General features: G+C 67.4%; 20 protein-coding genes. 9 read left to right on the top strand and 11 right to left on the bottom strand.

Annotated features, from left to right (window positions below; translation table 11 throughout):
- Positions 1–210 precede the first annotated feature (210 nt).
- From ACIBH2_RS25965 to ACIBH2_RS25950, 4 genes are all read right to left on the bottom strand, one after another.
- Positions 211–975, bottom strand: a complete 765-nt coding sequence (locus ACIBH2_RS25965) for an energy-coupling factor transporter transmembrane component T family protein (RefSeq protein ID WP_397121956.1) — start codon at positions 973–975, stop codon at positions 211–213.
- On the bottom strand, positions 972–3,044 hold the full coding sequence (locus tag ACIBH2_RS25960; RefSeq protein WP_397121954.1) for an ABC transporter ATP-binding protein: 2,073 nt from the start codon (positions 3,042–3,044) through the stop codon (positions 972–974). The genes ACIBH2_RS25965 and ACIBH2_RS25960 overlap by 4 nt, the downstream gene beginning before the upstream one ends.
- Positions 3,045–3,114: 70 nt before the next feature.
- Positions 3,115–3,495, bottom strand: coding sequence for a DUF4377 domain-containing protein (locus ACIBH2_RS25955; protein ID WP_397121952.1), 381 nt, complete (start codon positions 3,493–3,495; stop codon positions 3,115–3,117).
- A 30-nt stretch (positions 3,496–3,525) separates the two neighbouring features.
- Complete coding sequence (locus ACIBH2_RS25950; protein WP_397121950.1) at positions 3,526–4,977, bottom strand: flavin-containing monooxygenase; 1,452 nt, start codon at positions 4,975–4,977, stop codon at positions 3,526–3,528.
- 100 nt (positions 4,978–5,077) lie between these two features.
- Between ACIBH2_RS25950 and ACIBH2_RS25945 the strand changes: the two genes are divergently transcribed.
- Positions 5,078–5,977, top strand: coding sequence for an alpha/beta fold hydrolase (locus tag ACIBH2_RS25945; protein ID WP_397121948.1), 900 nt, complete (start codon positions 5,078–5,080; stop codon positions 5,975–5,977).
- Between the two features lies 1 nt (position 5,978).
- Here ACIBH2_RS25945 and ACIBH2_RS25940 read toward each other — a convergent pair whose 3' ends face one another.
- Complete coding sequence (locus tag ACIBH2_RS25940; protein ID WP_397121946.1) at positions 5,979–6,467, bottom strand: DUF6069 family protein; 489 nt, start codon at positions 6,465–6,467, stop codon at positions 5,979–5,981.
- A 95-nt stretch (positions 6,468–6,562) separates the two neighbouring features.
- On the opposite strand from ACIBH2_RS25940, the gene ACIBH2_RS25935 reads away from it, so the two are divergent.
- Positions 6,563–7,642 (top strand): AraC family transcriptional regulator, encoded by a 1,080-nt coding sequence (locus ACIBH2_RS25935; protein ID WP_397121944.1) that lies wholly within the window; start codon positions 6,563–6,565, stop codon positions 7,640–7,642.
- On the opposite strand, the gene ACIBH2_RS25930 is transcribed toward ACIBH2_RS25935, so the two are convergent.
- The 4 genes from ACIBH2_RS25930 to ACIBH2_RS25915 all read right to left on the bottom strand — a co-directional run bounded on the left by ACIBH2_RS25930 (position 7,623) and on the right by ACIBH2_RS25915 (position 11,556).
- Positions 7,623–8,405, bottom strand: coding sequence for a phosphodiesterase (locus ACIBH2_RS25930; RefSeq protein ID WP_397121942.1), 783 nt, complete (start codon positions 8,403–8,405; stop codon positions 7,623–7,625). The genes ACIBH2_RS25935 and ACIBH2_RS25930 overlap by 20 nt on opposite strands.
- A 142-nt stretch (positions 8,406–8,547) precedes the next feature.
- Positions 8,548–9,318 (bottom strand): RluA family pseudouridine synthase, encoded by a 771-nt coding sequence (locus tag ACIBH2_RS25925; protein WP_397121940.1) that lies wholly within the window; start codon positions 9,316–9,318, stop codon positions 8,548–8,550.
- Between the two features lie 20 nt (positions 9,319–9,338).
- Positions 9,339–10,688, bottom strand: coding sequence for a wax ester/triacylglycerol synthase family O-acyltransferase (locus ACIBH2_RS25920; RefSeq protein ID WP_397121938.1), 1,350 nt, complete (start codon positions 10,686–10,688; stop codon positions 9,339–9,341).
- A 91-nt stretch (positions 10,689–10,779) separates the two neighbouring features.
- On the bottom strand, positions 10,780–11,556 hold the full coding sequence (locus ACIBH2_RS25915; RefSeq protein WP_397121936.1) for a hypothetical protein: 777 nt from the start codon (positions 11,554–11,556) through the stop codon (positions 10,780–10,782).
- A 300-nt stretch (positions 11,557–11,856) separates the two neighbouring features.
- Here ACIBH2_RS25915 and ACIBH2_RS25910 point away from each other — a divergent pair, with 300 nt between their 5' ends.
- Positions 11,857–12,984, top strand: a complete 1,128-nt coding sequence (locus ACIBH2_RS25910) for a lipase family protein (protein ID WP_397121934.1) — start codon at positions 11,857–11,859, stop codon at positions 12,982–12,984.
- A gap of 134 nt (positions 12,985–13,118) precedes the next feature.
- On the top strand, positions 13,119–14,855 hold the full coding sequence (gene ctaD / locus ACIBH2_RS25905; protein WP_397121932.1) for a cytochrome c oxidase subunit I: 1,737 nt from the start codon (positions 13,119–13,121) through the stop codon (positions 14,853–14,855).
- 106 nt (positions 14,856–14,961) lie between these two features.
- Here ctaD and ACIBH2_RS25900 read toward each other — a convergent pair whose 3' ends face one another.
- Positions 14,962–16,152 (bottom strand): cytochrome P450, encoded by a 1,191-nt coding sequence (locus tag ACIBH2_RS25900; protein WP_397121930.1) that lies wholly within the window; start codon positions 16,150–16,152, stop codon positions 14,962–14,964.
- Between the two features lie 231 nt (positions 16,153–16,383).
- On the opposite strand from ACIBH2_RS25900, the gene ACIBH2_RS25895 reads away from it, so the two are divergent.
- The 5 genes from ACIBH2_RS25895 to fabG all read left to right on the top strand — a co-directional run bounded on the left by ACIBH2_RS25895 (position 16,384) and on the right by fabG (position 20,525).
- On the top strand, positions 16,384–17,091 hold the full coding sequence (locus ACIBH2_RS25895; protein WP_397121928.1) for a helix-turn-helix domain-containing protein: 708 nt from the start codon (positions 16,384–16,386) through the stop codon (positions 17,089–17,091).
- A 79-nt stretch (positions 17,092–17,170) separates the two neighbouring features.
- Entirely contained in the window at positions 17,171–18,124 is a 954-nt protein-coding gene (locus ACIBH2_RS25890; RefSeq protein ID WP_397121926.1) for a purine-nucleoside phosphorylase, read from the top strand.
- A gap of 288 nt (positions 18,125–18,412) precedes the next feature.
- A complete protein-coding gene (locus ACIBH2_RS25885) occupies positions 18,413–19,195 on the top strand; it encodes an SAM-dependent methyltransferase (protein ID WP_397121924.1) in 783 nt (260 codons plus the stop codon).
- A 14-nt stretch (positions 19,196–19,209) separates the two neighbouring features.
- Positions 19,210–19,752 carry a TerD family protein gene (locus ACIBH2_RS25880; RefSeq protein ID WP_397121922.1) on the top strand — a complete coding sequence of 181 codons (543 nt, stop codon included), beginning with the start codon at positions 19,210–19,212 and terminating at the stop codon, positions 19,750–19,752.
- An 11-nt stretch (positions 19,753–19,763) separates the two neighbouring features.
- Positions 19,764–20,525, top strand: coding sequence for a 3-oxoacyl-ACP reductase FabG (gene fabG, locus ACIBH2_RS25875; protein WP_397121920.1), 762 nt, complete (start codon positions 19,764–19,766; stop codon positions 20,523–20,525).
- On the opposite strand, the gene ACIBH2_RS25870 is transcribed toward fabG, so the two are convergent.
- On the bottom strand, positions 20,522–21,661 hold the full coding sequence (locus tag ACIBH2_RS25870) for an acyl-CoA dehydrogenase family protein (RefSeq protein WP_397121918.1): 1,140 nt from the start codon (positions 21,659–21,661) through the stop codon (positions 20,522–20,524). The genes fabG and ACIBH2_RS25870 overlap by 4 nt on opposite strands.
- Between the last annotated feature and the right edge of the window lie 45 nt (positions 21,662–21,706).

Here is a 21,706-nt window from a genome sequence, read left to right as displayed (position 1 = left end):
ACGCGCCGAAATTCCTCACCCCTAGTGCGCATGAAGCCGTGATGCGATTCGCATCTGGGATCCTCATCCGATCTTCAACGGCCACGGTAGCGCGCACCACCGACACGCCGTATCATTTTCGGCCCAGCTCGATGCGGATTCGCAAAAAGGCTGCGCTCCAGTAAGATAGGCGCGTCGCTGACCTGTGGTTATGTGGTGTGGGCCCGGCTCTCAGAGCAGAATGTCGAGCGCGATCGCGCTCGCGCCCACCAAACCTGTGATAGCCAAAGCAAATATGTCACCCCGCCCGGGAAGGCTTGGGTGCGCGGTCAATTCACCGGTGCCGCCGCGCGCGGTGATGGCCTCGCCGAGTTCGCCCGCCCGTCGGGTGGAGACCGCCATGGCCGCGGTGAGGATATCGGCGAGCGGATTGTCGGCCGCGCGTTGCAGCATGCCGTCGCTGGGCCGCAGTTTGCGCGCCGCGCGCAGCACGCGCATCTCCTCCAACAGCAGCGGCAGCCCGCGCAGCGTCAGCGCCACCACCACGGCCCACTCGTCCACTGGCACCGCGTGCCGCACTCCCTTGCGGGTCCACCCGATACGGCGCAGGGGCGCACCGAGTTTCGCGAGCGCGGGTGCGATATCGCCCATGGGCGTGGTCCAGGTGATGAGGAAGGACGCGCCCAGCAGGATGAAGGCGAATACCGTGATCTTGAGGTAGCCCAGGATCGCCGTCGTGCCCATGGGGATATTGATGCACAGGCCGATGAGCACTCCGGCCCAGAACCACCAGGGGAAGCGCGGCAGGGTGCCCAGCGGCAGGCGGGCCGTCAGCCAGATCGCCACCAGGAAGGCCACCGTGATACCCAGCACCGGCCAGCTCGGCAGGAACATGAGCAGCACGCTGATGGCGAAGGCCGCGATCATCTTGGTACCGGCCCAGAGTCGGTGGATCGGGCTGTCGACGGGGACTTCCCGCAGAATCACAGAACTCATCGCCAGGCCTCCGGCCGGTGGGTGTCGAACGGTTGTGGGGCGAAATACGGTGCGGGGGCTTCGGTTTCGGGTATGCGCCCGCCGCTCAGGTGGACGGTGCGATCGCACAGCACCGCCATATCGTCCACATCGTGCGAGATGACGATCAGGGTGAGCCCCGAATCCCGCAGTCGGCCAAGTAGTTCCACCACATCGGCGCGTCCCGCCGGATCGAGTCCGGCGAGCGGTTCGTCGAGCACCACCACCTGCGGGCGACGCGCGGCGATGGCGGCCAGCACCACTCGCTTCGCCTGTCCGCCACTGAGTTCCTCGATGGAGCGACCCGTCAGGCGGCGATCCAGCCGCACCGCGTCGAGGGCGCGGCTGACGGCGAGGCTGCCGTGCCCGCCCCAGTCCTCGATCTCCGCGCCCACGGTCTGGCGCTGCAATTGCAGCCGGGAATGCTGAAAGGCCAACTGCACCGCGCCGATTCGACGATGGGTCGGTCGGACATTGGTGAACTCGTGCAGCAGGCAGGTGCCCTGCGTCGGCACGGTCAGCCCCGCCATGATCCAGGCCAGCGTCGACTTGCCGGAACCGTTGCCGCCCACGATGAGCAGCGCCTCCCCGCGCCGCACGGTCAGGTTGATGCCGTGCAGAGCCGGTGCCTCCCAAGGGGTTCGGCGATTGTAGGTGTGGTGCACATCGCGCAGCTCGAGAATCGTCTCGCCGATCGGCCGCCGCCGGGGTTCGCAGACCGGGCGCGGCCAGGCCGGGAGATGTTCGACGGCGCGGCCGTTCTCCAGGTGCACGACGCGATCCGCGGCCGCGGCATCGGCCTCGTGATGGGTCACCAGCACCACCGCCATGGCGTGGCGTTTGGGCAGCTGGGCCAGCAGCGCCACCAGCTCGCGGCGGCCCTGCGGGTCGATCATGGCGGTGGCCTCGTCGGCGATGAGCAGAGTGGGCCGCCGGGCCAGGGCGGCGGCGACGGCGAGGCGCTGTTGCTGCCCGCCGGAGAGGGTGGCGGTCTCCGCACCGCCCATACCGCCGAGCCCGACCTCGCGCAGCAGGCCCTCGATATCCACGCCCGCCGCGATCTCGGTGGGCAGCCCCCACACCACATCGTCGGCGACCAGCACGCCCAGCGTCTGGCTCTCGGGGCGCTGCAGAACCAGTGCGGTGCCGCCGGTTACGCCGAGTCCGGCCGAGCCGGGCCGGGTGACGGTGCCCGAGGTCGGCGGGCGGCCCGCCAGAATTCGGGTGAGGGTGGATTTGCCGGAACCGTTGTGCCCCACCACCGCCACGAATTCCCGCAGCCGCACGGTGAGGTCGATGCGGTGCAGCGCATCGGTTTTCGCACCCGGATAGCGGAACGACACCTCGCGCAGCGCGACCGGCAACGGCTCCACCGGTCGGTTGTCCTCCGGCGCGTCCAGCAGATCGCGGCCCGGCAGCCAGTTCAGCCGTTCCAGGACCGCGCCGAGCACGTACCAGGACACCATGCCGCTCACCAGGATTCCGGCCACGATGCCGCCCGCGATCCACGCCCACCACCAGCGCAGCACGGTATCGGTGAAGTCGGCGACGGCCCGGCCCAGCGGTTCCAACGCGGCCTGGCGGGCGGCGAGGTTCTCCAGTCCTCCGGCCGTATTGCGAATGGCGTCGAAGACCAGCTGCCGCGAACGCGAGAACAGCAGCAGCATGCCGACGGAGAACGCCGCCCCCGCCAGCCCGGCCAGCAGCGACAGCCCCAGCACCGCGAGAATGCCGCCGCGCCGCCGCTTGACGGTGCCGATGATGCCGCCGATCACCGCCACGGACAGCAGGTTCACGGCGGGCACGAGACCGCCCGCGACGAACGACACCAGCACGGCGGCGATGGTGGTGGTGCTCGAGGCGCGCAGCCGGTGCCGGTAGGCCAGCAGCCCCATCGGCACCGCGGCCACCAATTGCAGGGCGGCCGCGAACGGCACCACCGATCCCACGGTCACCAGTCCGACCGTCGCTCCTCCCAGGACCGCGCCGGTAGCGAGCTCGATCGGGCGCAGCGGGCCGTGCTGAACGGGGGTCTGGGACGAAACGGTCACGCACCCAGTCTGCCGTGTGCCCCGATCGGTCCGTGGCCACCCGCTCCGCTTCGGGGTGGCTCGCGGGAAATCAGGCGGGTTGCTTGGCGATGACCTTCACCAGGTGCCAGGTCACCGAGGGCGCGTCGGCGGGCGGATTCACCCAGGGCCGCTCCTCGACCTCGAGGGTGTAGGTGTAGCCCGGCTCGTAGTCGAAACCCTCGATGCCGAAGTAGTGCAGCTCCCACGGGCCGTTGGGGTCGCGGCGCACCTGGAGGCATTCCATGGGCGCGACACCCGTGCAGGGCACCTGTTTGTCGGCGACGTACACCGTGAACGTCTCGGCCGCGGCGACGCTGGTCGTGACGCCGGTGGGCGTGCCGCTATCGCCGGAGTCCCGCGAGCAGGCACCGGTGAGCGGGAGGACGGTGAGCAGAGCGGCCGCTACGACAAGCCGTGGACGCAGGCGCATGGCGCGAATATGCCATATCCGCGCCGATTCTCAGTCGACCCTGGTGAGGTAGAAGTCGTCCAGATTCACCTTGCGGGTGCGCCGCCGGTAACTGCGCGTGGTGCCCGGCCAATTGTTGGTGATCTTCCCCGCCGCGTTGCGGTACCAGCTGGTACAGAAGTTCCACGGTGTCAGCGCCAGCCGCTCCTGCAGCGCCTCGTTGTAGGCCCGCTCGGTCTCGGATTTGACCTCGAGGCGGCTGCCGGGCCGCTCGGCGATGGCCTGAATCGCACTGCGGATGTACCGGGCCTGCGATTCCAGCATGTAGATGATCGAACCCACGCCGAGATTGGTGTTCGGCCCGTAGACCAGGAACAGATTCGGGAACTCCGGCACCGTCATACCCAGGTACGCGTGCGCCCCGTCCGCCCACGCGTCGGCGAGATTGCGGCCGCCGCGACCGCGAATCTTCATGGGCCACAGGAACTCCGTGCCCTTGAACCCGGTGCCGTAGACGATCACGTCCACCGCGTGCACGGTGCCGTCGGCGGTGCGCACGCCCTGGGGCACGATCTCGCTGATGGGCGTGGTCACCACATCCACATTGGGTTCGCACAGCGCCGGGAAGTAGTCGTTGGAGAACAGCCCGCGCTTGCATCCGATCGGATAGTCCGGCGTCAGCTTGGCGCGCAGTTCGGGATCGGGCACCTGCTCCTCGAGATGCTTCTCCGCGATGCGCGACACCACCCGCACGATTCCCGGGAACTCCACCAGCCCCAAGGCCACGGTCTCGCCGATGAGCCACCACGAAACCCGTTCCGCCAGCGGCATTCCCGGAATCTTGCGCAGTACCCGGTGATGGACCGGCTTGTAGTCGGTATCGAATTTGGGCAGCACCCACGCGGCGGTGCGCTGGAAGAGGGTGAGGTGCTCGACCTGCGGCTGGATCTCGGGAATGTATTGGATCGCGCTCGCCCCGGTGCCGATGCACGCCACCCGTTTCCCGGCCAACGGCACCTCGTGATCCCACAGCGCCGAGTGGAACGACGTCCCCTCGAAGCTGTCGATCCCCGGGATCGCGGGCCAGGCGGGCCGCGACAGCTGACCCACCGCCGAAATCAGAATATCCGCCGTCCGGCTGGTCCCGTCGCCGGTGAGCACGGTCCACTGCCCGCTGTGGTCGTCGAATTGCGCCTCGGTGACCTCGGCCCCGAAGACGATGGAGTCCAGCAGCCCATGCCGCCGCGCCACCGCGTGAATGTAGGCCTGAATATCCGCGCGGCCCGAATACCGCTGCGGCCAATCCGGCTTGGGCTCGTACGAAAACGAGTACAGCGGTGACGGCACATCGCAGGCGGCCCCGGGGTAGGTGTTCTCCCGCCAGACGCCGCCCAGGTCGGTGGCCCGCTCCAGAATGGTGAACTCGTGAAACCCGTTGCGCTGCAACTCCATCGCCATGCCAAGCCCGCCGAAACCGGCTCCGATGATGATGATCGACGGCATGTGACACTCCTCACGGTGAATCCTTCTCCACTCTAGGCCGCGACCGGTTCGATCCGGCGGTTTCCTGGCGCGGGAAGCCGACGTTGGGTTTGATGGCGTTGTGGTCTCGTCGAACTGCGCACCCCACGTCAAGCCACGCCATCGCACCCTGGCCGTGGATGGACTCGACCTCTTCTATCGGGAGGCCGGAGCGGCCGACAAACCCTGTGTGTTGCTGCTGCACGGGTTCCCGAGTTCCTCGCACACCTTCCGCGAGGTGCTCTCGCCCCTGGCCGAGGTGAGCCGGGTCATCGCGCCGGACCTGCCGGGCTTCGGGTTCTCCGACGCGCCGTGCGTCGACGAGTACGACTACACCTTCGCGAATCTGGCCGACACCATGGAGGCCTTCCTGGCCCGGCTCGGGGTCGAGGAATTCTTTGTCTACCTGCATGATTTCGGTGCGCCGGTGGGCTACCACCTGGCCACGCGGCGACCGGACCGCATCCTCGGGCTCATTGTCCAGAACGGCAACGCCCACCCGGAGGGCATGGGCAGCCAGTGGGACAGCGCACGGGAATTCTGGGCCGACCCCACCGAGGAGAAGCGGGCCGCGCTGCCCGAGTGGCTGAATTTCGAGGGAACGCGGGAGCAGTATCTGGGCGGGCTGCCCGAGCGGATGCGCGACCGGCACCCGCCCGAATCCTGGCATCTGGACTGGGCGCGAATGTCGCGCCCGGGCAATATCGAAGCCCAGTTCCAGCTCTTCCGCGACTACGCCAATCACGTCGCGCGCTTCCCGGAACTGGCCGACTACCACCGCACCCGGCAGCCACCCGCTCTGCTGCTGTGGGGCCGCCACGACCCGTTCTTCGATCTCGACGAGATCATGGCCTACGCGCGCGCCCTCGACCGGCTCGAGATGCACGTCTACGACGGCGGCCACCTGCTGCTCGAGACCCATGCCCCCGAGTGCGCCGCGGTCATGCGCTCCTTCATCGCCGAGATCAGCGCCGAGCGCTGACTCAACCGCGCGGGTAGCGCACCGAACCCGCGGCGACCGACCCGAGCACGGTGACAATGCTGAAGCCCACGATCAGATTGAGAATGGCGGTGGCGATCCGTGGTGCGGTATCGGCGGCGAAGGTGAAGGGAACCAGCACGGCGACCGCCGTGAGCAGCGTCCCGATCCAATAGAAGAACGTCATCGGGCTGGGCATGAACAGCAGCAGGATATGCAGCGCCGCGGTGGCCAACAGCGCCGCCGCGGCCCCGGCGAGCGCGTAATTGGTGGTGTTGGCGGTCCCGTAGGCTCCCGCGCTCTCCGGCGAGAGCACCGGAATGCCGAAGACCCCGCGTATCAACAGAATTCCCACGACGATCACCAGCGCCGCCACAACGGCCGCCCCGAACCCACCGGCCCACAGGCGACCGGCATTGACCCGCGACTCGTCGTCGACCGGCGGCCCGCCTGGCGGTGGATAGGGCGATCCCTGCCCGTAGTAGTCGCTCATGCCTCGACGGTACTGCGGATGGCTCCAGCCATCCGGGAATCGGGCGCAGGGAGTCCAGCTTGGCTTCGATTGAGATTTTCGGCCATACTTGGCCCATGGGTTCGGTTCAGGAGCCGGAGATCCGGGATTGGGATTTTCCGCGCGGGGGCGCGAGTGCGGCACTCATGGTGGGCTACGCGCGTGAGCGCGGGGTGCCCGCCGTCCGGATGCTGCACGGGACCGGGTTGACCGAGAAGACCCTCGCCGATCCCGATCTGCAGATCGACGCGCACACCGAACTGGCGGTCATTCGGAATCTGGTGCGGGAATTGGGGGACGGTCCGCTGCTCGGGGTGGATGTGGGGCGGCGCTATCGCATCACCACCTTCGGGATCTTCGGGTTCGCCTGCGTCAGCAGTCCGACGCTCGGCGAGGCCATCTCGTTCGCGCTGCGGTTTCTGGAATTGAGCTTCACGTTCTGCATTCCGGTGGCGCGGTACCAGCCGGGGGAGTTCGTGGCGCGGGTGCACGACGAGCGGGTGCCCGCCGATGTGCGTCGGTTCCTGGTACAGCGCGATGTCACCGCCATGCATCAGATGCTGTGCGATCTGCTGGGTCGCCGGGTGGAGTTGGTGCGGGCGGAATTCGACTTCGCGGAGCCGGAGGGGGTCGAGCGCCTCACCGAAATCTATGGTGTGCGACCGCGATTCGAGCAGCCGCACAATCTGTTCGCGCTGGATCCGGTGGAATTGGAACAGCCGCTGCCACAGGCCAACGAGTCCACTTGGGCCATGTGCCTGGCGCAGTGCCGGGATCTGGTGTCGCGCAGGCGCGCCCGCACCGGCATCGCGGCCGAGGTGCGCGAACGGCTGGTGCCGCGCGGCGGCGTCGACGGTTTCGCCGCGCCGCCCGGAATCGATTCCGTGGCAAAGGATCTCAATATGAGCACCCGGACGCTGCGGCGGCACCTGGACGCGGCGGGCACCAGCTACCGTGCCCTGTTGGACGAGGTGCGCCGCGCGCTCGCGGAGGAAATGCTCACGGCCACACCGCTGTCGGTGAGCGATGTGGCCATTCGGCTGGGCTACGCCGAGGCGTCGACGTTCATTCACGCCTTCAAGCGCTGGACCGACACCACCCCGTCCGCCTACCGGCGCACGCGCGCCGAGCGCGGGGTCACTCCAGCGGTTCGCTGAGCCAGCCGCCCATGGGCACCGGCCGCAGCGCGGTCAGCAGGCGGCGGTCCTCGATGACGTGGAAGTACAGCGACGGGTCGGGGGCGTAGTCGATGGGTACGTGGCCGGGCGCGGAGACCTCCCAGTCGCAGCCGATGAACGACGCCACGCTCGGGGCCACGGCCAGCGGTTTTCCGGCGAACACGGTGGTGATGGGCACATGCGCGTGCCCGGTGAGCACACCGACCACGCGGTCGTCCCCGGCCACGATCTCGGCGAGGCGCTCCGGATTGGTGAGCCGAATCGGGTCGACGACCGTGGAGTGAATCGGTACCGGCGGATGGTGCATGGCCAGCACGACGGAGTCCTCGGCCGGGGTGGCGGCGAGTAGATCGGTGAGCCAGGTGTAGGTGAGCTCGTCGAGTGCGCCCTCGCCCTTGCCGGGGATGCTGGAGTCCAGCATGGCCAGGGTCAGGCCCTTGACGCGATGCACCTGATTGATGGGCTGCCGACTGGGTTCCTGGCCGAAGAGCACCTCGCGCATGAGGGCGCGGTCGTCGTGGTTGCCGGGCAGGATCAGGACCGGCAGATCGGCGTCGAGCAGTACCGAGCGGGCCTGCGCGTACTCTTCGGCACTGCCCTCGTCGGCGATATCGCCGGAGACGAGAATGGCGTCGGGGCGGGTGGGCAGGTCGGCGAGGAAGGCCATGACCCGTTCGGCACGTTCGCTGCTGCGGCCGCGAGTGTTGAAGTGGGTATCGCTGAGATGTGCCAACAGAACCATCGGCATTCGCTTTCTGCAGTGGATCGCGCCGTTGCGCCCGACGTGCCGCGAGGCACTTTTCCAGCGTAGTTGACCTGCTCGGAACCGGTCTCGGTGAGGCTCGCCACCGAATATATCGTTCGGCTATCAGTGCTTCGGTGTGTCAGGGTGCGAGCAGTGCCGCCGCGGAATCGAGCAGGGCGTCCGGATCGGCGGTCACCGCGACGCCGCCGATCGAGAAGAATTCCGCGTCCGGCCGAGCCGTCAGGTCCAGGACCGGCGGCGTGCGCCAGTCCGCGTCCAGTCGCAAGCGCCACGAATGCAGATACGTGCGCGCGTGCGTCCCCGTTCGGTCGAAGAGCGGATCGCCCACGATGGGATGCCCGATCCACGCCAGGTGCACCCGAATCTGATGCCGCCGCCCGGTGAGCGGACGCAGCGCCAGCACCGTGTGCTCGTCGGTTGCCGCCACCGTGGCGAATTCGGTGGTCGAGGGATAGTTCTTGCCCGCCAGCACATCGGCGTCGTCGACGAGCCAGGTGTCGCCCGCGCGGCGAATGCTCTCGCGCGGCGCGGCGATGCGCACCCGGTTCTTGCGGCCCACGCTCAACGGCAGTTCGATGACCCCGCGCGCGGGCAGGCCGGTGGACGCGGTGATCGCCAGATACGCCTTCTCGGCGGTGCGCTTGTTGAACTGCCGCGTGAGCTGCCCGTGCGCACCCAACTCCTTGGCGAGCAGCACCAGCCCGGAGGTCACCTTGTCGATTCGGTGCACCGGGTAGAGCTTTTCCCCTTGTGCCGCGGCCATTTCCACCATATCGGTGTCGTGCCGCTCCCCGGTCACGGAGATCCCGGCGGGCTTGTTCAGCGCCAGCACCGCCGCGTCCTCCGCGACCAGACACCGTTCCCGCAGTTCAGCCCACTCGCAATCCACTCCGACAGCGTAGGTGAGCCTCAGGCGAGGGCTTTCTCCAGTTCCGCCAGACCCGCTTCCAGGTGGCCGGGCAGCCGATCCAGATCCGGTACCGACCGGCGGCAGCCCACAATGCCGAAGTCGAGATTGTCGCCATTGGTGGTGAGCGAGATGTTCATGGCCTGACTCTCGAACGGAATCGAGAGCGGATAGTTGCTGTCCAGTCGCGCGCCCTGGAAATAGACGGGTTTACGCGGCCCGGGCACATTCGAGATCACCAGGTTGAACGGCATCCTCGGCAGCGCGTCGAATCCGGGTATCAGCGAGACACCCAGCGGCGCCATCAGCAGCGCCGACAGCGCCATCGCCTCCACCTGCGGCAGCTGGGTGAAGATCGACTTGGCATTACGCATGGACGCGCTGATGGTCGTCAGCCGAGTCAGCGGATCCTCGATATCGGTGCCCAGATTGCACAGGCACGCGGCGACCATATTGCCGTCGGAGTCCGCGTCCACATGGCGAATGTTCACCGGCACCATGGCGATCAGCGGATCCTCGGGCAGCGCGTCGTGCTCGAGCAGGTAGGTCCGCAGCGCGGCGGCGCTCATGGCCAGCACCACATCGTTGACGGTGGCCCCGGTGGCCGAGCGCACGGCATTGATGCGCTCCAGCGGCCACGATCGCACGGCCAGGCGACGGGCCCCGCCGATGGGCACATTGAGCATGGTCTTGGGCGCGGTCATGGGCAGCTCCAGCCGCCCGTCGAGCACCCCGCGCAGCGGTCCGGCCGCGGCCCGGGCCGTGGTGGCCATGCGCGGCAAGGCGTTTCGCAATTGCGACAGCGTGCTCTCGGCGGGGCGCGGTTCGTTCGTCGGCCCGCCCATGGTCCACGGGACCCGTAGTCGGGTGTCGAACGGATCATCGGTGAAGACGCGCTGCAGCAGCCGCATGGCCGAGACGCCGTCGATGAGCGCGTGGTGGATCTTGACGTAGACCGCGAACCGCCCGTCGTCGAGGCCCTCGATGAGGCGGGCCTCCCACAGCGGACGATGTCGGTCCAACAGCTGCCCGTGCAGCCGCGCGGTCAGATCCAGCAGCTCGGGCAGTCCGCCCGGTGCGGGGAGCGCGGAGCGGCGCAGGTGATAGCGCAGGTCCACGTGCGGGTCGTGGTCCCACGACACGCTCGAGAAACCGCCCAGCCTGCGACTGGGACGCCGTCGGAAGCGGGTGCGAACATCGGTGGCGGAGGCCATTTTCTCGTAGAGGTCGCGCGCGAATTCGGGGCCCGCGTCGGCGGGCGGTTCGAACAGCTGCAACCCCGCCACGTGCATGGGATGCTCGCGGGATTCGACGGCCAGGAATATCGCATCGAGAGGGTTGAGAAGATCCATGTGTCATCGCCTGTACCGGTGGGACAGAGCAGCGCTGTCCGAGGGAATACGGTCCGGCGACACTGCCCCCCGCTGTGTTCGGTGAATCAATTTAGCACTGTACTTGATTCGTCATTACCTCTTCGTCGCGAACGAAACCCCGTGTGCCGGTGCTGGATACTTGCTCGGCGGCCCGCGCGGCCGCCTGATGGTCCAGTTCGGCGCGGGTCGCGAAGCACATGGTCATGATGGTGCGGCGGCCGTGTTCGAAGGGGTAGACGCGGTGCAGGGTGGTGGCGGTGCGCATGAGGTACAGATCGCCCGGGTGCAGCTCCCAGGAGTGAATGGGATTGCGGGTGAGGGTGCGGTGCACCTCCGAGCCGAGGCGGTCGCGGCGGGTGTGCGGCACGGTCTGGACGAAGCCGCCCTCCTCGAGCGGCGGGCACTCGACCACCAGCACCAAGGCGAAAGACCAGTCGTCCCAATGCCATTGGGGCGTCTCGTCGTGGTGGACGCGAGTGACGGCGTAGCGCTGCGGCTCGGGACAGGACAGCACGGATTCGGCGGCCACCACGGAGAGGTTGCGCCGCAACGCATCACAGTCGTACAGCTCGGGGATGAGCGTGGCGTGCGCCGTAATGGCCTGCGGTGGAACGTCGATGCCGTGGCGTCTCGACTCCTCCCCGCTCGGCAACAGCTCGCCCCAGTGCCGGTGGTGTTCGACGAGCGCCAGGGCCTCGGCGGCGAGGGCTCGCTTCACCCGGTACGGCAGCAGGAAGCCCAGCCGCGCCATACCGGTCTCGGCCAGTCGGTTGCGGGAATGCAGTAGCGCCGCCGGATCCACCCCGATCAAATGACGACGCGCGGTCTCCAACATGTTCTGTTGCACGAGGCACGTCCTTCCGCCCGACGTCAATGGTAATCGGTTGGCCCACAACGAATATGAGAAAACCCTTTGATCCGGGACCCGGTCGGGAGACGGGCGGTGACCGGATCGTTCCGCACGGGTCACGAAACCGCGAGAAGATCTCTATATCCATGTCTCACGTTCTCGACCTTCTCGTGTCATAGTGATCGAGGGGGAGATCCCTGCAATGCTTTCGGTCCCGCGGCCGAAATACCTTGCGTCAGTAGTACTGCGAGTGGACCAGCGGCACCGGTCTGCCCGGAACGGAAAGGCGGATCGACGATGACCGCGCCCATCAGCATTCCCGACCACGCGGAATCCTCGTCGCCCGGGCAACTGCTCGAAGTGCGCCGCAGCAAGGCGTATCTGCTGCCCGGCCTGCGGCTTCCGGCCCGCTCCTGGTTCCTGCGCTACCGGTCCACCGATGCGCACGGCCGCGACATCGAGGTGACCGGAACCCTGCTGGTGCCGCGCACCCCGTACACCAGCGGTCCGCGCCCGCTGATCGGCTATGCCGTCGGCACCCAGGGTCTGGCCGATTTCGTGGCCGCCGCCTCCTGGCAGCTGCGGCGGGGCCTGGAGTACGAGGGGCTGTTCATCTCGCAGGCGCTGCGGCGCGGCTGGGCCGTGGTCATCACCGACTACCCGGGGCTCGGCAATCACGGCACGCATCCCTACGTCATGGGCCGCGCACTCGGACCGTCGGTGCTCGACAGCATGCGGGCGGCCCGCCAGGTGCCCGACGCGGGGCTGGAACCCGATGGCCCGCTCGCCATCTGCGGTTACTCCGAGGGCGGCTGCGCGGCGGGCTGGGCCCTGCAACTCCAGCCGAGCTACGCGCCCGACCTGGCGCTGGTCGGCGGCGCGGTGGGTTCGCCGCCCGCCGATCTGGAGGGCATGTTCGAGGCCCACGACGGCAAGCTGTTCGCCTTCCTGCTCATCTGGGCGGTGCTCGGTATCGACGCCGCCTACCCGGAATTACGGGTGCTCGACGAGTTGAAGCCGAGCGGTCGGCTGCTCGCGGCCGTGCTGCGCCGCGCCCACGTGGTGCCCGGATTCGCGCTCGGCATGGGTTACGGGGCCGTCCTGCCCACCCAGTCCGCCCGGTTCGTTCGCAGGCATCCGTTGGAGATTCCGGAGGTGCTCGCGCGGTTGCGGGAGAACCGGTTGGGCTCCATTCCGCCCGCCGCTCCGGTCTTCCTCGGGGCGGGCACGGCCGAGCAGATCGTGCCGTTCAGCCAGACCGCCACTCTCTACGAGGATTGGCGCGCCCTCGGCGTCGACGCCACCATGCTCACGATGCCGAGGTTGGAACACCTGACCGGTGCGTTCGGCTTCGCGCCCAAGGCCTTCGAATTCCTCGCGGAGCGCTTCGCGGAGAACCGGATCGCGAGCCCGTTGAGCGCGTAATTCTCTCGGTTCGGTTGCTTTTCCTCCGGTTCGGAGTGTTTTCGGCGAAGATCGGTTTGCTGTAGGTACGCTGTGCGCCGTTCATGGTGGCTCCTTCGGACCGTCCGGGCCGGAGCCCTGCCGAGGAGGATGTGGTGACTGCCGTAGCTCCGAAACCCGAGAAGAACCTCGAGGCCGCTCGGCCGTATCCGGCGCGAACGGGGCCGAAGGGCTCGTTTCTCTATCGGGCGATCACCACGACCGACCCGAAAATGCTCGGCCAGATGTATCTGTTCACGGCTATTTCGTTCTTCCTGATCGGCGGGCTCATGGCGCTGCTCATGCGCGCCGAGCTCGCCCGTCCGGGTATGCAGTTCCTCTCGGCCGAACAGTTCAATCAGCTGTTCACCATGCACGGCACCATCATGCTGCTGTTCTACGCGACGGCCATTGTGTTCGGCTTCGCCAATATCATCCTGCCGCTGCAGATCGGCGCGCCCGATGTGGCGTTCCCGCGCTTGAACGCGTTCAGCTACTGGCTGTATCTGTTCGGTGCCACCATGGCCACGGCCGGATTCATCACCCCCGGTGGCGCGGCCGATTTCGGCTGGACCGCCTATACGCCGCTGAGCGATATCGTGCACTCGCCGGGCGCGGGCGGGGATCTGTGGATCATGGGTCTGGCGGTCTCGGGTCTGGGCACCATTCTCGGCGGCGTCAATATGCTCACCACGGTGGTGTGCCTGCGCTGCCCGGGAATGACCATGTTCCGGATGCCGATTTTCGTGTGGACCATCGCGGTCACCAGCATTCTGGTGCTGCTGGCCTTCCCGCTGCTCACCGCCGCGCTCATGGGGCTGTACTACGACCGGCATCTGGGCGGGCACATCTACGACCCGTCCAATGGCGGTGCGCTGCTCTACCAGCATCTGTTCTGGTTCTTCGGCCACCCCGAGGTGTACATCATCGCGCTGCCGTTCTTCGGCATCATCTCCGAGGTCATTCCGGTGTTCAGCCGTAAGCCGGTATTCGGTTACACCACACTGGTTTACGCGACGATCGCCATCGCGGCGCTGTCGGTCGCGGTGTGGGCGCACCACATGTACGCCACGGGTGCGGTGCTGCTGCCGTTCTTCTCGTTCATGACCTTCCTGATCGCCGTGCCGACGGGCGTGAAATTCTTCAACTGGATCGGCACCATGTGGAAGGGGCAATTGACCTTCGAGACGCCGATGCTGTTCTCCTGCGGCTTCATCGTCACCTTCCTCTTCGGTGGACTGTCGGGTGTGCTGCTGGCCAGCCCGCCCATCGACTTCCACGTCTCCGACACGTATTTCGTGGTGGCGCACTTCCACTACGTGCTCTTCGGCACCATCGCCTTCGCGACCTTCGCGGGCATCTACTTCTGGTTCCCGAAGATGACCGGCCGCCTGCTCGACGAGCGCTTGGGCAAGTGGCATTTCTGGGCGACCTTCATCGGCTTCCACACCACCTTCCTGGTGCAGCACTGGGTGGGCAACGAGGGCATGCCGCGCCGCTACGCCGATTACCTGCCGTCCGATGGATTCACCACGCTGAACACCATCTCCACCATCGGCTCGTTCATTCTGGGCGCGTCGATGCTGCCGTTCGTGTGGAATGTCTTCAAATCCCACCGCTACGGCGAGGTCGTGACCGTGGACGATCCGTGGGGCTACGGCAACTCCCTGGAGTGGGCGACCTCCTGCCCGCCGCCGCGGCACAACTTCTACGAACTGCCCCGCGTCCGCTCGGAGCGCCCGGCCTTCGAAATGCACTACCCGCACATGGTCGAGCGCATGCGCGCCGAGGCCCACGTCGGCTGGGGCACCGGCCACCACGACGTCACGGAGGTGGCGACCGTCAAGTCGTAACCAACTGCCCCACAACAACTCTCGCGCCCGCCCCGAACCCGGGGCGGGCGCGAGTTGCTCGAGGGCTTTCAGGGGGCGAAGCCCCTGAGAGTTACGAGAGTTGTTCTCACCAGTCGACCGGCAGGGCGTGGACGCCGTAGACGTCGAGTCCGTGGCGCAGCGGCACCTGCTCGGCGGGCACCGCCAAGCGCAGTCCCGGGAAGCGGGAGAGCAAGGCGGGGAAGGCGACTCGCATCTCCACGCGGGCGAGCTGCGCGCCGAGACACAGGTGCGGCCCGTGCCCGAACGCGAGCTGACCGAGCGCGTCGCGGCGAATATCCAGGCTGTCCGGATCCGGGAAGCGCAGCGGATCGCGATTGGCCGCCTGGATGGACACCGTCATCGTCTCACCCGCCCGAACGACCTGCCCGCCGACCTCGACATCCACCAGCGCCACCCGCGCCCCGGTGTGCGCGATGGACAGATACCGCATGAGCTCCTCCACGGCGCCGTCGACGAGCGTCGGATCGGCGCGCAGCGCGGCGAGCTGTTCGGGATGGCTCAACAGCGCGAAAGTGCCCAGCGCCAACATGTTCGCGGTGGTGTCCAGCCCCGCGCCGAGCAGGAATCCGCCGATTCCGGCGAGTTCGTCCTCGGTGAGATCGCTCTCGGCCGCCAGATCACTGAGCAGATCGTCGGTGGGCTCGGCCCGCTTGGCCCGCACCAGCCCGCGCACATACTCCTGCACGGCCCCGAACGCCGCATACGACTGTTCGGGCGTGGCGTCGATACCGCTCATGGCGGCCGCCTGCCGTTGGAAGTGCTCGCGTTCGGCGTACGGAACGCCGAGCAGTTCGCAGATCACCAGTGCCGGAACAGGATGCGCGAAGACCGTGAGCAGATCCACCGGCCCACCCTGCTTCTCCATGACATCGAGGTGTTCGGCGGCGATCTCGGCCACCCGCTCGGTGAGCAGCCGCATCCGGCGCGCGGTGAACTTGCCCGCCAACAGCTTGCGCAGGCGGGTGTGCTCGGGTGCGTCGATTCCGGTGAGCACGCCAACCTGTGCGGGCGGCATGGGGCCGTAGTCGGCGAGCGGATAGTGCATGAGTTCGGGGCGGGAGGAGAAGCGCGGATCGGACATGACCGCGCGCACCTCGTGGTGGCCGGTGGCCAGCCACCCCTGGTGTCCGTCGGGAAAAGTCATGCGGGTCAGGGGATTCCGGTCGCGAATCGCATCGAGCCCGATGGCCGGGCTGAAGGGACATCCCTGGGGTCGTTCGGTGGGAAGCCGCACGGGGGCGCTGGGCTCGCTCATCGGTCGTCCTCGCTGTTCTCTGTGCTGCACGGTCGTTCGTGTTACATCGAACGCTACGTTGCGTTCGAGGTAGCGACAACGAGATTGATGGTCGAAAAGCAAGTAATACCAGGTAGATTGGCCAACGGGATTGCATCGACCGTGCTTCCTAATGCAACGGCGAATCCGCTCCGTTGCAATGAATTCCATTCGGCGCGATACTCTCCGCAACGCCACGAGGAAGGGTGCCCCATGCCGGGAGGCAGACTCACGCACGACGATCGGCGACGGATCGCCGCGGGCATCGCCCAGGGTCTCGGCTATGCCGCGATCGCGCGGCAGCTGGATCGCCCCACCTCCACCATCAGCCGCGAGGTGAGCCGCAATGGCGGACCCAACCGCTACCGTGCCGACCTCGCGCACGCCGCCACCGAGATGCGGTCTCGCCGCCGCGCCTCCCGGCGGCGCGCCGAACCACCGTCCGGTACCGACGAATACGGCCGCGCGCCGGAGACGATCGCGGATTTCGTCACCGGATTCGGTGAGCTGTTCGAACAGACCGGCGTGCCGAGGACCGCCGCCGCGGTGCTGGCGCGGCTCTACGCCGCGGACTCCGGCAGCGCCACCGCGGCGGAACTGGTGCGCGATCTGCGGATCAGCCCCGCGACCGTCTCCGCCGCCGTCGGATATCTGCAGGCGCAGGCGGTGATTCGACGCGAACGCGATCCGCGCAGCCGCAGAGATCGCTACATCATCGACGAATACGCCTGGTACCGAGCCACTTTGGCAGGGGCGCAGGCCAATCGGATCGTGGCTGAACGTGCCCGGGAGGGAGCGGCCGCACTCGGCGCGAGCACTCCGGCGGCCATACGACTGCTGGCCATGAGCGACTACATGGACCGAGTCTCGGTCGATATGGTCCGTTCGGCCGAGAAGTGGCGGACCACGCTGGCGCAGTGAACCGCCGTCCTGAACCAGCGTCCACAATGCGGGGGCGTCGGAACGTCTGATTCGTCCGAGATATGCATATTCTTGGCCAATGCCGAACCGATGCTGGAAGTTCGCCATCGCCTTGGGCGTGGCCGCGCTCGCCCTGACCGGTTGTTCCACTGGGTCGGACGATTCGGACAAGGTCGACGTCGGCGTCCTGGTCGTCACCATGTTCGATCCGGAGACCGAGGTCTGGCTCGGACGTGAGGATCTGCCCACCACCGTGGAGGTGCCGGGGGCCTACAAGCCGGTGCGCTGCAATGGCGAGGGCCTGTGCGTGGCCGAGACCGGCCAGGGCAAATCCAACGCCGCCACCACCATGACCGCCATTCTCGGCAGCCCGAAATTCGACTTCTCGCGCGCCTACTTCCTGACCGCCGGTATCGCGGGCACCCCACCGGACCAGGGCACCCTCGGCTCGGCCGCCTGGGCCCGCTGGGTCGTGGACTACGACCTCGGCAATCACCTCGATCCCGACGAAGCGCCCGAGGTGCCGTTCGGCTACCGCCCGGTCGAGGACTACAACACCGCCGCCTATCGCCTCGACGACGCCCTCGTCGACACCGCGTACAACCTCACCCGCGAGGCCACCCTCGCCGACAGTCCCGAGGCCGCCGCCGAGCGCGCCCTGTACCCCGGCCAGCAGGGACGCACCCCCAATGTGGCCAAGTGCGACACCATGACCGGTGACGACTACTACTCGGGCAAGTTCCCCTCCGATACCGCCCGCTACATCATGGGCGTGCGCACCAAGGGCGCGGGCGTCTACTGCACCACCCAGATGGAGGACAGCGCCACCGCGACGGCGTTGCAGAACTTCGGCTACCTGAACCGGTATCTGTCGCTGCGCACGGTGAGCAATTTCGACCAGCCCGCTCCGGGGCAGTCGGTCGTCGCGCACCTCGACCATTCCAGCCCGGGTTTCGCGCTGGCTCTGGAGAATCAGTACACCCTCGGCCGTCGTGTGGTCGATCATCTGTTGAAGAATCCCTACAGCCAGTAGCCGCGGGGATGCGGGATAAACCCTTCGGGGACAAGCTGTTTCCTTGGGAAAGGACGGAAGCGACATAACGGACTGACCAGTACTTCTGCGAACCCTGTGCGACTTCCGCTGCGAATCTGCGTATGACCCGGGTGTCCTCGGGAACGGTGCAGATAGGCAAGGCCGTATTGCCACGCGGATGCGGGGAATGCGGGAAGATTTTCGTGTCGATATCGAACCGACGCGAGGGAGTTCGAGATGTCTCAATCCTCCGCCGCCTACCGGAGCGCGGCGCCGGTAGGAGTGGACATGACCCGTGCCAGCATCGCCCGGGTCTACGACGCCGCGCTCAATGGCAAGGACAATTTCGAGATCGACCGCGAGGTGCTGGCGCAGGTGCGCGCGGTCGCCCCGGGTGTCGCCGAATTGGCTTGGGCCAACCGGGATTTCCTGATTCGCACGAGTCGGTTCCTGGCGCAGCAGGCCGATGTCGAGCAGTACCTCGATCTGGGCGCGGGACTGCCGACCGCGGAGAACACCCATCAGGTCGTGCAGCGCGTCGATCCGGAGGCCCGGGTGGTCTACGTCGACAACGATCCCATGGTCCTGGCCCATGCGAACGCACTGCTGGACGGGGTGGCCCGCACCACGATCGTGAACGCGGACATCTTCCGCCCGTTCGAGGTGCTCAAGAACCCCACGGTGCGCGCCTATCTGGATCTGGCCGAGCCGGTGGCGCTGTTCCAGGTCGGCACCCTGCACCACTATCCCGACGATGATGTCGCCGACATCATGCACACCTATGTCGACGCGCTGCCGTCGGGATCCTATGTCGCGATTGCGCATTTCTTCGATCCCGAAACGCCCGAACACTCCGAGCTCGCGCAGCAGATGGAGGAGAAGTTCGTGCACAGCCCCATGGGCAGTGGGCGTTTCCGCACGCGCGCCGAAATCCAGTCTCTCTTCGATGGTTTGGAGATGGTGGAGCCCGGATTGGTGCTCTGCGACGACTGGTGGCCGGACGGTCCGCGGCTGAAGCCGCTGTCTCCGGTGCGCCATTGCATTGTCGGGGGTGTCGGGCGCAAACCCTGAGCCCTGGCAAGCTCATGTTCGTGACTTTGCGTGATGAGACCGGGGCTCCGCTGAACTATGTCGGCATGGCGTTGGGGTGGGACCCGGCCCGCCGCCGCCTGTTCGGCGGACCCGTCGAGAATATCGACCTGAACGCGGCGGCCCTGTTGTTCAGCGGCGCCGACATCGTCGACGTGGTGTACCACGAGCAGCTCACCTCGCGCGACGGTTCGGTGCGCCACCACGGCGACAGCGTGACCGGCGAGGGCAAGGGCGATATCGAGACCATCACCGTCGACCTGACCCGCCTGTCACCACAGGTCACCAATGTCATCTTCCTGGTGACCTCCTACAGCGGCCAGACCTTCGAGCAGATCGACAATGCCTTCTGCCGCCTGGTCGACGGTGTCGGCGCCGAGATCGCCCGCTACGACCTCGAACACGGCGAGCACACCGGATTCGTCATGGGCAGGCTCTTCCCGGTCGAGGGGGCCTGGCACTACGAGCCCATCGGGGCGGCCATCTTCGCCGAGCATCCCGTGGAAGCCGTCTCACAGGTGACTCGTTACCTGGCCTAGGCTCCACAACCATGACTGACAGGACAATCCGTACCGCCATTGTCACCGGGGCCGCGCGCGGCATCGGCGCGGAGACCGCCCGACGCCTTGCCCGCGACGGTTTCCAGGTCGCCATCCTGGATCTGGACGAGGCCGCGTGCGAGCCGGTGGTCGAACAGATCGTGGCCGCGGGCGGCAAGGCGCTGGCCGTGGGCGTGGACGTGAGTGACGAACAGGCCGTCGAAGCCGCCGTGGCGCGGGTCGCCGACGAGCTGGGCGCGCCCACCGTGCTGGTCAACAACGCGGGTATCACCCGGGACAATCTGCTGTTCAAAATGTCCGTCGCCGACTGGGATTCGGTCATGAACGTGCACCTGCGCGGCGCGTTCCTGATGACCCGGGCGGCCCAGAAGTTCATGATCGAGGCCAAGTGGGGCCGCATCGTGAATCTGTCCAGCACCTCCGCGCTGGGCAATCGCGGGCAGGCCAATTACTCGGCCGCCAAGGCGGGTATGCAGGGCTTCACCAAGACCCTGGCCTTCGAACTCGGCAAATTCGGCGTCACCGCCAATGCCATCGCCCCCGGCTTCATCGAGACCGAGATGACGGCGGCGACGGCCGAGCGGCTCGGCATGAACTTCGAGGACTTCAAGGCCGCCAATGCCGCCATGATTCCGGTGGCGCGCACCGGCGTGCCCGCCGATATCGCCAACGCGGTGTCGTTCTTCGTCGGCGAGGAGGCGGGCTTCGTCTCCGGCCAGGTGCTCTACGTGGCGGGCGGGCCGAAGAACTAACCGGCCAGCGAGCGCGCGATGACCAACCGCTGAATCTGGTTGGTGCCCTCGAAGATCTGGGTGATCTTCGCTTCGCGCATATAGCGCTCGACGCGGAAATCCCGGGTGTAGCCGTAGCCGCCGAAGACCTGGACGGCATCGGTGGTGACCTTCATGGCGGCGTCGGTGGCGACCAGTTTGGCCACGGAGGCGTTGCGCGAGTAGGGAAGTCCGGCATCGCGGCGGCGCGCGGCGTCGAGGTAGGTGGCGCGGGCCGAGTCGACGGCGGCGGCCATATCGGCGAGCAGGAAGCCCAAGCCCTGATGGTCGATGATCTTGCGGCCGAAGGCGGTGCGCTCCTGGGCGTAGGCGACGGCCTCGTCGAGGGCGGCCTGCGCCAGGCCGACGGCGACCGCCGCGATGCCGAGGCGGCCGGAATCCAGTGCGCTGAACGCGATCTGGAGGCCCTGACCCTCCTCGCCGATCCGGCGGTCGGCGGGGACGAAGGCATGGTCGTAGTGCGCCGAGGTGGTGGGCACCGCGGTCAGGCCCATCTTCTCCTCCGGCTTTCCGAAGGAGAGCCCCTCGGTGTCCTTGGGCACCAGGAAGCAGGAGATGCCGCGCGAGCCCTCGCCGGTGCGGGTGAAGACGTTGTAGAAGTCCGCGATCCCGCCGTGGGTGATCCAGGCTTTCGTGCCGTTGATCCGGTATCCGCCGTCGGCGGCCACGGCCTTGCAGGTGAGCGCGGCGGCATCGGATCCGGCCTGCGGTTCGGAGAGGCTGTACGCGCCGATGGTGCTGCCGCCCAACATCTCCGGCAGCCACCGCTGTTTCTGCTCGTCGGTGCCGAAGGCGAACAGCGGATGGCACGACAGGCTGTGCACGCTCACCGCCACCGCGACCGCCGCCCACCTCGCCGCGATCTCCTCCAGCACCTGGAGGTAGACCTCGTAGGGCTGGCCGCCGCCACCCCACTCCTCCGGGTACGGCAGGCTCAGCAGCCCGGCCTCGCCGAGGGTCGCGAAGACGCCCTCGGGATAGGTCTCGTCCTTCTCGTGCCGGTCGACGATCGGGGCCAGCGCCTTGTCGGCGATATCCCGGGTGAGCTGGATCAGCTCGCGGGCTTCGGCGGTGGGCAGCAGACGGTCGACGGCCACGGCGACTCCTCGGGCAGGGCGAACACTGGATACTCCAGCACAGTA

Origin of the sequence: Nocardia sp. NPDC050406, assembly GCF_044459025.1 — a bacterium.
GTDB lineage: Bacteria > Actinomycetota > Actinomycetes > Mycobacteriales > Mycobacteriaceae > Nocardia.
The sequence above is the reverse complement of the archived record's forward strand: the minus strand, read 5'-3'. Positions and strand labels throughout refer to the sequence as shown.

Bases quoted from the DNA above. Each gene is read 5' to 3' on its own strand.
- ACIBH2_RS25965 (WP_397121956.1), bottom strand. From the start codon at position 975: ATGAGTTCTGTGATTCTGCGGGAAGTCCCCGTCGACAGCCCGATCCAC.
- ACIBH2_RS25955 (WP_397121952.1), bottom strand. From the start codon at position 3,495: ATGCGCCTGCGTCCACGGCTTGTCGTAGCGGCCGCTCTGCTCACCGTC.
- ACIBH2_RS25950 (WP_397121950.1), bottom strand. From the start codon at position 4,977: ATGCCGTCGATCATCATCATCGGAGCCGGTTTCGGCGGGCTTGGCATG.
- ACIBH2_RS25940 (WP_397121946.1), bottom strand. From the start codon at position 6,467: ATGAGCGACTACTACGGGCAGGGATCGCCCTATCCACCGCCAGGCGGG.
- ACIBH2_RS25935 (WP_397121944.1), top strand. From the start codon at position 6,563: ATGGGTTCGGTTCAGGAGCCGGAGATCCGGGATTGGGATTTTCCGCGC.
- ACIBH2_RS25930 (WP_397121942.1), bottom strand. From the start codon at position 8,405: ATGGTTCTGTTGGCACATCTCAGCGATACCCACTTCAACACTCGCGGC.
- ACIBH2_RS25920 (WP_397121938.1), bottom strand. From the start codon at position 10,688: ATGGATCTTCTCAACCCTCTCGATGCGATATTCCTGGCCGTCGAATCC.
- ACIBH2_RS25910 (WP_397121934.1), top strand. From the start codon at position 11,857: ATGACCGCGCCCATCAGCATTCCCGACCACGCGGAATCCTCGTCGCCC.
- ACIBH2_RS25900 (WP_397121930.1), bottom strand. From the start codon at position 16,152: ATGAGCGAGCCCAGCGCCCCCGTGCGGCTTCCCACCGAACGACCCCAG.
- ACIBH2_RS25895 (WP_397121928.1), top strand. From the start codon at position 16,384: ATGCCGGGAGGCAGACTCACGCACGACGATCGGCGACGGATCGCCGCG.
- ACIBH2_RS25890 (WP_397121926.1), top strand. From the start codon at position 17,171: ATGCCGAACCGATGCTGGAAGTTCGCCATCGCCTTGGGCGTGGCCGCG.
- ACIBH2_RS25885 (WP_397121924.1), top strand. From the start codon at position 18,413: ATGACCCGTGCCAGCATCGCCCGGGTCTACGACGCCGCGCTCAATGGC.
- ACIBH2_RS25880 (WP_397121922.1), top strand. From the start codon at position 19,210: ATGTTCGTGACTTTGCGTGATGAGACCGGGGCTCCGCTGAACTATGTC.
- fabG (WP_397121920.1), top strand. From the start codon at position 19,764: ATGACTGACAGGACAATCCGTACCGCCATTGTCACCGGGGCCGCGCGC.